General features: G+C 66.5%; 14 protein-coding genes. 1 reads left to right on the forward strand and 13 read right to left on the reverse strand.

Annotated features, from left to right (window positions below):
- Position 1: 1 nt before the first annotated feature.
- The 13 genes from atpA to dnaX all read right to left on the reverse strand — a co-directional run bounded on the left by atpA (position 2) and on the right by dnaX (position 11,349).
- Positions 2-1,621, reverse strand: a complete 1,620-nt coding sequence (gene atpA / locus CAP13_RS01065; RefSeq protein ID WP_085829827.1) for a F0F1 ATP synthase subunit alpha — start codon at positions 1,619-1,621, stop codon at positions 2-4.
- A gap of 5 nt (positions 1,622-1,626) precedes the next feature.
- Positions 1,627-2,109, reverse strand: a complete 483-nt coding sequence (locus CAP13_RS01070) for a F0F1 ATP synthase subunit delta (RefSeq protein ID WP_085829828.1) — start codon at positions 2,107-2,109, stop codon at positions 1,627-1,629.
- Positions 2,106-2,699, reverse strand: a complete 594-nt coding sequence (gene atpF / locus CAP13_RS01075; RefSeq protein ID WP_085829829.1) for a F0F1 ATP synthase subunit B — start codon at positions 2,697-2,699, stop codon at positions 2,106-2,108. The genes CAP13_RS01070 and atpF overlap by 4 nt, the downstream gene beginning before the upstream one ends.
- 35 nt (positions 2,700-2,734) lie before the next feature.
- Positions 2,735-2,929 (reverse strand): ATP synthase F0 subunit C, encoded by a 195-nt coding sequence (locus CAP13_RS01080; RefSeq protein ID WP_085829830.1) that lies wholly within the window; start codon positions 2,927-2,929, stop codon positions 2,735-2,737.
- 122 nt (positions 2,930-3,051) lie between these two features.
- Positions 3,052-3,849 carry a F0F1 ATP synthase subunit A gene (atpB, locus tag CAP13_RS01085; protein WP_085829831.1) on the reverse strand — a complete coding sequence of 266 codons (798 nt, stop codon included), beginning with the start codon at positions 3,847-3,849 and terminating at the stop codon, positions 3,052-3,054.
- Entirely contained in the window at positions 3,849-4,190 is a 342-nt protein-coding gene (locus CAP13_RS01090; protein ID WP_085829832.1) for a hypothetical protein, read from the reverse strand. The genes atpB and CAP13_RS01090 overlap by 1 nt, the downstream gene beginning before the upstream one ends.
- A gap of 312 nt (positions 4,191-4,502) precedes the next feature.
- Complete coding sequence (gene upp / locus CAP13_RS01095; RefSeq protein WP_085829833.1) at positions 4,503-5,150, reverse strand: uracil phosphoribosyltransferase; 648 nt, start codon at positions 5,148-5,150, stop codon at positions 4,503-4,505.
- A 21-nt stretch (positions 5,151-5,171) separates the two neighbouring features.
- A complete protein-coding gene (rpiB, locus tag CAP13_RS01100) occupies positions 5,172-5,663 on the reverse strand; it encodes a ribose 5-phosphate isomerase B (RefSeq protein ID WP_085829834.1) in 492 nt (163 codons plus the stop codon).
- 96 nt (positions 5,664-5,759) lie between these two features.
- A complete protein-coding gene (glpK, locus tag CAP13_RS01105) occupies positions 5,760-7,304 on the reverse strand; it encodes a glycerol kinase GlpK (protein ID WP_085829835.1) in 1,545 nt (514 codons plus the stop codon).
- A gap of 11 nt (positions 7,305-7,315) precedes the next feature.
- Positions 7,316-8,056 (reverse strand): L-threonylcarbamoyladenylate synthase, encoded by a 741-nt coding sequence (locus CAP13_RS01110; protein ID WP_085829836.1) that lies wholly within the window; start codon positions 8,054-8,056, stop codon positions 7,316-7,318.
- A gap of 257 nt (positions 8,057-8,313) precedes the next feature.
- Complete coding sequence (locus CAP13_RS01115) at positions 8,314-9,456, reverse strand: N5-glutamine methyltransferase family protein (RefSeq protein ID WP_085829837.1); 1,143 nt, start codon at positions 9,454-9,456, stop codon at positions 8,314-8,316.
- 223 nt (positions 9,457-9,679) lie between these two features.
- The gene (locus tag CAP13_RS01120; protein WP_085829838.1) at positions 9,680-10,162 is read right to left on the reverse strand and encodes a hypothetical protein; all 483 of its coding nucleotides are present in this window, start codon (positions 10,160-10,162) and stop codon (positions 9,680-9,682) included.
- Positions 10,159-11,349, reverse strand: a complete 1,191-nt coding sequence (gene dnaX / locus CAP13_RS01125) for a DNA polymerase III subunit gamma/tau (RefSeq protein WP_085829839.1) — start codon at positions 11,347-11,349, stop codon at positions 10,159-10,161. The genes CAP13_RS01120 and dnaX overlap by 4 nt, the downstream gene beginning before the upstream one ends.
- Before the next feature lie 307 nt (positions 11,350-11,656).
- Between dnaX and CAP13_RS01130 the strand changes: the two genes are divergently transcribed.
- A partial coding sequence (locus tag CAP13_RS01130; RefSeq protein WP_179184878.1) for a protein kinase domain-containing protein occupies positions 11,657-12,156 on the forward strand: 500 nt, incomplete at its 3' end.

Below are 12,156 nucleotides of genomic sequence, written 5' to 3' on the forward strand. Positions count from 1 at the left end.
CCTAGTTCTCCTTGGAGGAGGCGTCATCACCGGTATCGCCGGCGCGCGCCTGCGTACGGGAGGCCACGAACTCCTCCTTGTAGTCTTTGATGACGACCTCAAGCTCAGCGGCGAGCTCGTCGTCGATCTTGGTCTCGCCCACGCGGTCGCGCAACTTGCGATAGGCACCCGCGAAGTAATCGATGAGCCCGTCCCTAAAGGGGACGACATCCGCGAGATCCAGATCATCGAGATAGCCCTTGTTGCCTGCGAAGAGGGCGATGACCTGGTCGGAGACGGGCATCGGCTTGAAGCGGGACTGCTTCAGCAGCTCGGTCATGCGGGAGCCGTGCGTCAGCTGCTGCTGCGTCGTGGCGTCGAGGTCGGATCCGAACTGCGTGAAGCCGGCGAGCTCGCGATAGGAGGCGAGATCGAGGCGCAGGTTGCCGGCCATCTGCTTCATGGCCTTGGTCTGCGCCGCGCCGCCTACGCGCGACACCGAGATGCCGACGTCGACAGCCGGGCGCTGCCCCTGGAAGAACAGCTCGCTCAGCAGGTAGATCTGCCCATCGGTGATCGAGATCACATTGGTGGGGATGTAGGCCGACACGTCGCCGTCCTGCGTCTCGATGATGGGCAGCGCCGTCAGCGAGCCGCCGCCGTTGGCGTCGGAGAGCTTGCAGGCGCGCTCCAGAAGGCGGGAGTGCAGGTAGAAGATGTCGCCGGGATAGGCCTCGCGTCCCGGCGGACGCCGCAGCGTAAGCGACATCTGCCGGTAGGCGACCGCCTGCTTCGAGAGGTCGTCGTAGACGGCGAGCACGTGCCCGCCGGGGTTGGACGCGCTTGCGGGTTTGCCGTCGCGCCCGTTGTACATGAAGTACTCGCCGATGGCGGCGCCCGCCATCGGGGCGATGTACTGCAGGGGCGCGGAGGTCGAGGCGCTTGCCGACACGATGACCGTGTAATCAAGGGCCCCGTGCTCGGCGAGGGTCTGGCGGATCGCGGCGACGGTGGACGCCTTCTGACCGATGGCCACGTAAACGCAGATCATGCCCTTGCCACGCTGGTTGATGATCGCGTCGATCGCGATGGCGGTCTTTCCCGTCTTGCGGTCGCCGATGATGAGCTCACGCTGGCCGCGCCCGACCGGGATCATGGCGTCGATGGCCAACAGGCCGGTCTGCACCGGCTCGCAGACCGGGGTGCGGTCGATAACGCCGGGGGCCTTGAACTCAATAGGGCGGCGATGCGTGGCGCCGATGGGGCCCTTGCCGTCGATGGGCTCGCCGAGCGGGTTCACCACGCGGCCCAGCATGCCCTCGCCAACGGGGATGTCCATGATGCGGCCGGTGGTGCGGCATTCATCGCCCTCCTTGATGGAGTCGACATCGCCGAAGAGCACCGCGCCCACCTCCTCGCGATCGAGGTTCTGGGCGAGACCGTAGACCGTTTTGCCCGTTGTGGAGCTCATGAACTCGAGCAGCTCGCCCGACATGGCCTTCCTGAGGCCCATGACGTGCGCGATGCCGTCACCAACCTCCGCCACATGCGACAGCTCCTGCGTGTCGACCGTGGCAGCGAGGTCGAGCAGGCGCTGCTGCAGGACCTCCTCGATATTGGAGGCGCTGATAGCTTCTGCCATATGCGCTATACCTCCGTGTTCCGTTTCGTCTGTGTCATGATCTTGCGCGCGGTCTCCAGCTGCATGCGCACGGAGGCGTCACGTCGCTGGTCACGGGCGGAGATCACGATGCCGCCGATGATGGTGGGGTCCACGTGCTCGATGAGGAACACCTGGGCCTCAAGATCGGCCTCGCACTTGCTCTTGACGATCTCGCGAAGCTCGTCGTCGAGCGGGATCGCCGTGGTCACGTGCACGCCCACGACGTCCCGATCGCCGTCGATCATCTCACGGTAGAGCTCGAACACCTCGGGGAGCTTGTCCAGATCGCCGGCGCTCGCCATGGACCCGATCAGGGAGAGCACCTCGGGCGAGGCGCCCGCCTCCGCCTTCAGCGGGACGAGGTTCTCATAGACGCGGTGCTCGCTGCGTGCGGCCTCGAGAAGCGTGCGCGCGTACGTCTCGAGCTTGCGCTGATCGAGCCGGCTGTTGAAGGTCGAGTCGCTCATCGTAAGCTACCCACTTCCGCGATGTACTTCTTGATGAGCTCGCGCTGCTTCTCCTCGTCGCCCTCGAGCACATCGCCCACGATCTTGCCGGCCACGGCGACCGACACCTTCGCGATGGAGTCGGTGGCGTTCGCGTAGATGCGACGCTGCTCATCCGCCGCGCGATCGCGCGCCTTGGATATGATGTCCTCGGCGTCCGTGTGGGCGTCGGCCACGATGCGGCCGCGCTCCTTCTCGGCATCCTCACGGGCGGCGAGGATGATCTCCGAGGCCTTGCGGCGGGCGTCGGCGATGACCGCATCCGCCTCCTCGCGCGTGCTCATCGCATGGGACTTGATCGCCTCGGCCTCGTCGATGCTGTCTTGGATGGTCTTCTCGCGCTTCTCCAGCATATCCAGGACCCGGGGCCAGGCGAACTTGGCGAGCAGCGCCCAGATGATGATGAAGATGATGAGCGCGGGGATGAACTCAGCCGGCTTCGGGATCAGGATCTCGGCACCTGAGGAGGTGGACTCCTCGGCAAACGCCGCGGCAGGAGCCAGGAGCACCGATGCCGTGCAGGCTGCGATACCGACGTGGAACTTTTTCATGACATCTCCCTTACGGTGAGGCCCGTCGTCTGTGTCTAGCGAACGACCAGCGCGACAACGAAGCCGATCAGGGCCAGGGCCTCAGCGAACGCAGCGCCCATGATGAAGACGGTGAAGACACGATCCTGCACCTCAGGCTGACGGGCCATAGCCTGGGCGACGCCGTAGGCCGCCAAACCGATAGCGAGGCCAGCGCCGATAACACCAAGACCGTAACCGATAACTCCCACGATTCCTCCTCCGTTCACACGCCCCCTTTGGGCGCATCCGAATGCATGCTATATCAAGCGCGCGGGCGCGCCTGGTACCAAATACTGCGGGGGACCATGTTCCTGATCCCCCGCGACGATTCCTAGTGGCCCTCCGCCTCGGCGCCCTGGATGTACACGGCGACGAGCACGGCGAAGACATACGCCTGGACGCAGGCGACGAAGATCTCGATCGCATAGATGACGAGCAGGATCCCGGCGAACGCGACCGCCGGCAGGGCGCCCAGGATGTTCGACGCCGTCACCTCCTGGAGCAGCGGCTCAGCGAAGAGCGTCACCATGAGGGCAAACGATCCCATCACGATGTGGCCGGCGAACATGTTGCAGAACAGTCGGACCGCAAGGGTAATGGGTCGGAGCAGCAGCGAGATGAGCTCGATGAGCCAGATGAGGACGTTCAGCGGGAAGCTGACGCCCTTCGGCGCAAGGCTCTTCGCATACCCGATGGCACCGTGCTGCTTGATGCCCACTGCGATGAAGTAGATGAACGCGACGAGCGCCAGGGCGGCTGTCGTCGAGATGGTCCCTGAGCCGGGCTTCATGCCGGGGATGACGCCGATCAGGTTGTTCACCAGGATGAAGAAGAAGACGCTCGCGAGGAAGGGGAAGTGCTTCTTCCACGTGGGCCCGATGATCTGCTGGCACATATCGTTCGAGATGAAGTTGATAGCCGTCTCCATGACGTTCGAGAAGATGCCGTGCGGCACGAGCGAGAGCCGGCGCACATAGGCGAAGACGACGATCAGCAGCACGATCGATGAGACGACAAGCCAGAACGTGTACTGCGTGAGCCCCGCCATGAGCGTGCCGAACACCGGGATGGAGGAGAACTCCGAAACCAGATGGTTGATCTCGTCGGGGAGCCTGTCAAACGCTTCCACTATACAACCCTTCCCTTTCCCTCAGTCCCGTTCGGACCCCACCGATGTGTGAGGATCGACCAGGCGAGAACGGCCCAGCACACGAACAGCCCTGTCAGCTCCCCTGCGAGGAACCACAACAGCGCTGAGGCGAGAAGCAGATAGGCCCCGATGATCCCAGCCGCCAAGAGGGCGAATGACGCCATGATGGCGGCAAACCCCCACGACAGGCGCGGTCTCCGCCTGTGTCTGAGGACAGGGAGCAGCACGAGCATGAGGACGCCGAAGGCAGTCGCCCCGATGACGACACCGACGATGAAGGGGATGGTGCAGGCGCCGATCTCTAACGAAAGCCCCTGCATGCAACCACCTCAAACGCGCGCTGCGACCGAGGTCGCTTCTCACAGGAACCAGTGTAGCCAACTTGCCGATACCCGGAAAGTGAGCACCCGTTCAAAAAGCGAATAAATATGGGAACGGTGCATTGGGCGGTATGAACGGACCCCGGGAAAGGATGAACGGCATCCGCAAACATGCAGCTAACCTCTGGTTTCTCAAAGGGTGCGCCGGGCCGTTTTATTGAGTTATCCTGAAGTAATACACCTGCATGTCACGCGCCTCAACCGCCGCGGCCGGCTCCCTGCGAGCCGCTCTCGCAGGGAGCCGGCCGCGCGCTACTTCGTACCGAAGATGCGGTCGCCGGCGTCGCCTAGACCCGGAACGATGTAGGCGTCCTCGTTCAGGCGCTCATCGATCGCGCAGGTGAAGATCCGCACCTGCGGATCGGACTGCTCGACGGCGGCAAGCCCCTCGGGCGCCGCCACGAGCACGAGCAGCCGGATGTCCTGAACACCTTGGCGGCGCAGGTACTTGATCGCGTCGATCGACGAGCCTCCGGTGGCGAGCATCGGGTCGACCACGAGGCAGATGCGTTGCTCGATATCGGCCGGCACCTTCGCATAGTACTCGTGGGGCTCGTGGGTCACCTCGTCGCGGTACATGCCGAGATGTCCCACGCGCGCGGAGGGAACCAGCTCGAGCATGCCGTCCACCATGCCGAGGCCGGCGCGCAGGATCGGGATGATGGCGACCTTGCGCCCGGAGAGCCGACGGCAGACCGTCTCGCTGATCGGGGTCGTCACCGCGACGTCCTCAAGCGGGAAATCGCGCGTAGCCTCATAGCCCTCGAACAGCGCGAGCTCGCGCACGAGCTCGCGGAACTGCTTGGTGCCCGTGTCCACGCTGCGCATGATGGCGAGCTTGTGCTGCACCAGCGGATGGTCGATCAGGGTGACGCGCGAGGGGTCGTAGACGCAGGACATGGGTGCTCCTTTTCGGTGGTTCTAGCGGTTGATCGGCATGACGGGGGGACGGTGGCCGCCCTCCGTCTTCCCACTCTCATCGAGCTTCATGATCTTGGCGACGCGCTGGGCGTGGCGGCCGCCCTCAAACTCCGACGTGAGGAACACGCGGACGATGTCGCGGTTGACCTCGGGGTCGACGAAGCGGCCTGAGAGGCCGATCACATTGCCGTCGTTGTGACGGCGGAAGAGGTCGGCGAACTCGGGGCTTGTGATGGAGGAGGCCCGCACGCCGGCGACCTTGTCGGCCGCGAGCGCGATCCCGATGCCGGTGCCGCAGACGGCCACGCCGCGGTCCGCCTCACCAGAGGCCACGCACCGGGCGACCTTCTCGCCGTAATCGGGGTAGTCGACGCGGTCGTCCGTGTCGGGACCGAGGTCGATGACCTCGTGGCCGAGTTCACGGGTGAGATAGTCGGCGAGCATCTGCTTCTGCTCGAAGCCCGCGTGGTCGGAACCGATGGCGATGCGCATGGATGCTTCCTTTCGAGTCGGCGCCCCGCGTTTCGAGGCAGCCCACACTTTACTACACATCGCAGACACGTCGGGTACGTGACCAGACGGGAGGCCTCAGGCGAGCGATGTACGCGACCGGGACACCGCGTCGCGCCAACCTGAGAGCAGCTGCGCCCGGACTTCGGGGTCGCCCGAGGGCTCGAAGCGCCTGCCCCGGCCGAGGTTCTGCCTGAGCTCCTCGCGATCCTCCCAATACCCCACCGCGAGGCCGGCGAGGTAGGCGGCCCCCAGCGAGGTGGTCTCCACCGACTCCGACTTGATGACAGGGATGTCCAGCAAGTCCGCCTGGAACTGCATGATGAAGTCGTTGAGCGAGGCGGATCCGTCAACCGAGAGCGCGCAGAGGTCGATGGAGGCGTCCGCCTCCATCGCATGCAGGACGTCGTACGTCTGGAAGGCCATGGACTCGCATGCGGCCCTGATGAGGGAAGCGCGATCCGAAGCCGCCGAGAGGCCGCAGATGAGCCCGCGGGAATCGGGGTCCCACCACGGGGCGCCGAGGCCGCTGAACGCCGGCACCAGGTAGCAGCCCCCATTGCTACCGGCGGCCTGGGCGATGTCCGATGACTCCTCCACCGAGCCGAGGATCCCCAGCTTGTCACGGAGCCAGGTCATGACCGAGCCCGCGTGGAATATGGAGCCCTCGAGCGCATAGCTGATGCAGCCGCCCTCGGCGATGCCGATGGTCGAGAGCAGGCCGTTCTCGGATGCGACCGGGGCGTCGCCGGTGTTCATGAGCATGAAGCAGCCCGTACCGTAGGTGTTCTTGGTCTCACCCGGCTCGAAGCAGCAGTGCCCGAACAGGGACGCCTGCTGGTCACCGGCGACTCCGGTGATGCGCGGCATATGGGTCATGATCTCGCTCGAGACCCGTCCGAACTCGCCCGAGCTCCACCGAACCTCGGGGAGCATGGCACGGGGCACGTTCATCAGGCGCAGCAGCTCATCGTCCCATTCCAGGGTGTGGATGTTGAAGAGCATGGTGCGGCTGGCGTTTGTGTAGTCCGTCGCGTGGACCATGCCGCCAGTCAGGTTGTAGATGAGCCAGGTGTCCACGGTGCCGAACATGAGCTGCCCGGCCTCTGCCGCAGCGCGCGCCCCGTCCACGTTGTCGAGGATCCACTGGATCTTGGTGCCTGAGAAGTACGCGTCGGGCTTGAGCCCCGTCTTCGAGCGGATGAGGTCCTCGTAGCCGTCGCGCACGAGGGCGTCGGCGAGCGGGGCGGTGCGGCGGCACTGCCAGACGATGGCGTTGTGAATGGGCTGGCCGCTGTCGCTGTCCCACACCACGGCGGTCTCACGCTGGTTCGTGATCCCAAGGGCCGCGATGCTGTCCGAATGGATGCCACTCTTGAACTGGACCTCCATCATGACGGCGATCTGAGCCGCGAGGATCTCCATGGGGTCCTGCTCAACCCAACCGGACCGCGGGTAGATCGTGGGGATGTCCCGTTTGGCCTGGGCGACGATGCAGCCGTACTCATCGACGATCACCGCGCGCGCGGAGGTGGTCCCCGAATCGAGGGCCATGATGTATTGGCTCTTTCCCGGGGAGTACACCTGCTCCACCAGCTTCAGATCTTTGAATGCGAAGGCCATCGGTTACCTCTTTATGGTTGTATCGGGCCGTCGGCCCGATGAGGGGTTGCGTCGGGTGACCCGCCGGCCATCCGGGCGAGCGCCTCCTCGATCTCCGCGGTGGCGAGGGCGCCCGCACGCAGGATCTCCAAGTGCCCGGAGACGAAGGACACGATCGTCGACGCATCGCGACAGACCGTCTCACCTGCGTCGATGGCGAGGTCAACTCCGTTGAGGACACGGGGCTCAACAGCCGAGAACGATGCGGGCGCGGGCCTGCCATGCGTGTTCGCGCTCGTGACCGCGAGTGGTGAGGAGCAGGCGCGGGTGAGGGCGAGGATGACCGGGGAGGCGCTTGCCCGGAGGGCGACGGTGCCGTCGGCAGCGCGCATGAAAGCGGGCACGGACGGTGCGGCCTTCACCACGATGGTGAGTGCGCCGGGCCAGAACGCCTCCGCGAGCGCACGGACCCGGGGGTCGACGTCCACGCCGTGGATGTCGAGCGCCTCGATACCGCTCACCAGCCAGGGGACCGTCTGCGCGAGGTCGCGTCGCTTCAGTGAGAAGATGCGTCGATAGCCGCTGCCCTCATCGGGCAGCTCATCCCGATCGGGGCCATCGCCTGCAAAAGCTGACACGGCGACGCCGACCCCGTAGACGGTCTCGGTCGGCAGGAGCGCCAGGGCGCCGCGCGAGAGGTCGGCTGCGGCATGCGCGATCGCGAGACGGGACGGGCGCGGTGCCGTGCCATCGATTCGATAGATCCTGCGCATAGCCACACCTTTCCCCCTGTCCGCGATGCGGACCGGGGCTCATCGTCTGCACCCGTCCAGGACAGGCGCCTTCATCGGAGCATTCTCCCACGCATCGCCCCGTCTCACACCCGCGATGCGCACGAGATGGGCCAACGGGGAGCATCGTTCGGTGAAGGGGCCGGGATGTGGCGATTTTCTAGAGCAGCGACGACCCGATCGAAGGGCGGGACGGCCGCGCCTGGGATCGCGCGCCGCCGACGGGCTGTGGGTGCCCCTTATCTCCAGCGCGCCAGCACGAACCGGGGTCGCCCCGTGAGATCCTCCGTCACGTGCACGTCCGCGAAGCCGGCGAGCGTGCAGATGTCCGCTGCCGTAGACAGAGCGTCCTCGAAGAGCTCGCAAGCGAGGAGCCCGCCTGGACGCAGCATATGGGGGGCGGCCTTCACGATGTGGCGGAACAGGTCGAGACCGTCCGCGCCGCTCGCGAGCGCCCGATGAGGCTCGTACGCCGTGACCTCGCGTGGCAGGATCGGCATCACCGACTCGGGGATGTAGGGCGGGTTTGACACCAGCACATCGAAGCTGCCCCGTTCCTCATGGCTGATGGGGGCGGTCAGGCTCCCTTCGCGGAAATCAGCCCGAGCAGGCTCGATGCCCAACGCCTCGCGGTTTTTCACGGAGAGCGCCACGGCGTGCGGATCGATGTCCGTGGCGACGGCGGTCACGAGGCCGGGACGCTCAGAGACGATCGAGAGCGAGATGCACCCGGTTCCGGAGCCGATCTCGAGCACGCGAGCGGACCGACCGGTGCGGGCGGGCACCGTGGATCCCTCGGGGGCTTGGACCACCCCCTCAGCCTCAGGGGTTCCGTCACCTGGTGCGATCTCCGCACGCTCCCCCTCCTCGGTCACATCCAACAGCTCCGCAGGGGCATCGGCGGACGCTTCCCCGGAGCCCCCGCCTGCCGCGGCGGCCTCTCGGGCACGGGCCTCCTCAGCGCTGCGAGCCGCGGCCACCTCGGCGTTCCAGGGCAGCTCGACGCGGGCGCGCCGCGCATCTGACGCCAGAAGCACCTCCTTATCGAGAAAGTTGAGCACCTCCTCGACGAGAAGCTCGGTCTCAGGTCGCGGGATGAGGACACCGGGCTCGCAGAGCACCGTGATCGTTCGGAACTGGGTGTCGCCGAGGATGTACTGGAGCGGCTCCCCCTTCGCACGGCGCACCACGTAGCCGTGCATGCGATCGAGCTCGGCTTTCGAGAGCGGCCGATCGAGCGAGAGGAACAGCTCCATACGCGACAGGCCGGTGACTGCGGAGAGCATCCACACGGCCTCGTGGCGGCCGCGCTCCGCGCCCTTCTCCTCCAGGTACGCGCGCGTCCAGTCCATGCAGCGCTTGACGGTCCACACCTCGGCCATGAGCTCCACCCTCTCTTCGCACGACAACCACGGCACCGCGACGGCCCGGTCCCGGACCGCCTGCGAAGCGTGACTCTAGCACGGCCGCGGTGCGGCGAGGTGCGGCGATGCCCTCCCGGCGGGAAAGGCGGGTGAAAAAAGCGGTCCGACGACGCGGTCTGCGCTCGAATTCGAAGGAATCTTCCCCCGAATCTAACGCCGACCCCCTGTGGGATGCCTCGTTCTACTCGTTCTTGAAGACGACCCCGGCCCCGAAGATCTCCCCGAGCATGCTCTTGGCATCCTCCACGGCCTCAGGTTGCTCGTCGGCGTCCACGGTGGGCTTCCCCGACCAAGGCATGGCCGACGCAGCGGCCGCACGACCGGAAGGGGCGTCAGGACGGGCGGCCGTCGGCCCGGCGGGCGCGTCATGGGCATGATCCTGCGTCCTGGGCTCGCGTCCGGGGTCTCCGGCTACGGAGCCATTGACCGCGCGCCCATCCTCATATGAGGCAACGGCAGCGTCGTCATAGGGCACCCGCTCATCTTCCCAAGCCCTGCGATCGGCCTCCACATCGGGCTCGGGCACGACCGTGGGCCCGCTCTCAGCATCCGTCGCGGGAGAGGAGCTGGCTTCGGCCTCCCAAGGGGGCATCTCGTCGGCGGATGCCCCCTGCACTGAGACGGGCGCTGCGGAGTTGACGGGGGCCGGGGCGGCGGCGTTCACGGAAGCCGGATCAGACGGGCGCTCATGAGGAAGCGGGGCATCCGGTTGCCCGGCCGTCGGCGCGGGGCCGTGATCCGCGCCCCTCGGCACCCGTCCGGAGCCGCCCCGCACACGGGACGAGGCCTGCGGNCATCGGTGGCGTCACGCATCTCAAGCGCCGCGTCATCGAGGACCGTGAGAGCGCGCGCCAGGCGATCGGGCCCCTCGAAGAGGGCCGCCTCCTCTCCGAGGACAGCGACCTCCTCGGGCGTGCCGTCAACCAGCCCCTCCTTCGCGCCGGCGACCCGCACCGTGTAGACGTCGCGCAGGTGACCCACGAGGTCGCGGATCAGCTCCATGAGGTCGCCGCCGTCCTCCACCTGGTCGCGGACGAGGCCAAAGAGCCCCACGACGTCGCGGCCGGCGATCCCCCTACTAAAAGCCGCGAGCACGCTCTTGGGGGTCTCACCCAAAAGCGACCGGGCGTCGGCGGCGCAGACCACGCCGTTGCCAAAGACGGAGAGCTGCTCCAAAGTGGAGAGGGCGTCCCTCATGCCGCCGCGGGCATGCTTGGCGACGATCTCCAGGGCCTCGTCGTCATAGGTGAACCCCTCCTGCTCGCAGATATAGCGCATGCGGGAGACGAGGTCCTCCGTGCCGATGCGATGGAAATCGAAGCGCTGGCAGCGGGAGAGAATCGTCTCGGGAATCTTCTGGGGGTCGGTGGTGCAGAGGACGAACACCACGTGGCTCGGCGGCTCCTCGAGGGTCTTCAGCAGCGCGTTGAACGCCGCCGTGGTGAGCATGTGGACCTCGTCGATGATGTAGACCTTGTAGGCACCCTGCACCGGGGCGAACCCGACGGAGTTGACGATCTCCTCGCGCACGTTGTCGACGCCGGTGCGGCTCGCAGCGTCGAGCTCGTAGACGTCCGGGTGGGTGCCGTGGGCGATGGCGTCGCAAGCGGGGCAGGTGCCGTCCGGCATGCAGCCCGTGCCGGCGGGGGATCCGGCCGCCTTGCCGCACAGCAGGGCCTTCGCCAGGATGCGCGCCATGGTGGTCTTGCCCGTGCCGCGCGGGCCGCAGAAGAGGTAGGCGTGCGAGAGGCGGCCCTCGGTGACGGCGTTCCTGATCGTCGAGACGATGTGCTCCTGACCAACGACGCTCTCGAAGGTGAGCGGGCGGTAGGTGCGGTAGAGCGACTCCATGGGACCCTCCTCGTGGGGTGGGGTGAGCGATGCGCGGCCGGGTCCCGGAGGACCGATGCCGTGCGCCTATGATACCGCCTCGCGCGGACGGCCGGCGAAGCCCGACGGGGACGCTTGAGGCCGACGAGGCGCGTCCTCGGTTTTCGCACGGCCTCGCGGGTCTTCGGGAACATCGGCATCCCCGCGCCCGGACGGATCTGGATCGGCGATACCACAGGAGCGCTTCACATCGCCGCACATCCTCCATGGTAAAATGCCGCGGATAGCCTATCTGCACCTGAAACGAACCTGAAAGGCTTGACGCTCCATGCCCTTTTTCAGCCAGCAGCGCCCCGAGCGCCCACATCTCCAGGCGGAGCCCGCGCCGGCCCCGAGTCCTGCTGGCACGGCCGCATTCCAACTCTTCAAACGCTACCGGCCGCTCGAGACGCGGGCAGCCGGCGGCTTCGGCAGCGTCGAGATCTGCCTCGACAAGCGCCTGCAGCGCCGCGTGGCCATCAAGCGCATGCCGCTCGGGGCCGATGCCGCGGGAACCCCGCGCCAGAGTACTGCGGCCGCGCTCAGCGAAGCGCGCACCGCGAGCATGCTGCAGCACCCCCATATCGTGTCCGTCATCGACTTCAGCTACGACATCGCCCACGCCTACCTGGTTATGGAGTACGTGGACGGCATGAGCCTCGAGGAGTTCCTCGCGGCCGTGGAGGGCCATTCCCTCACCTACGACGAGGCCGCCGCCATCGCCGACGCCCTGGTGTCGGCCCTCGCCTACGCGCATGAGAATCGCGTGCTCCACCTCGACATCAAACC

The sequence above is a fragment of the Collinsella vaginalis genome (assembly GCF_900176655.1).
Lineage (GTDB): Bacteria > Actinomycetota > Coriobacteriia > Coriobacteriales > Coriobacteriaceae > Collinsella > Collinsella vaginalis.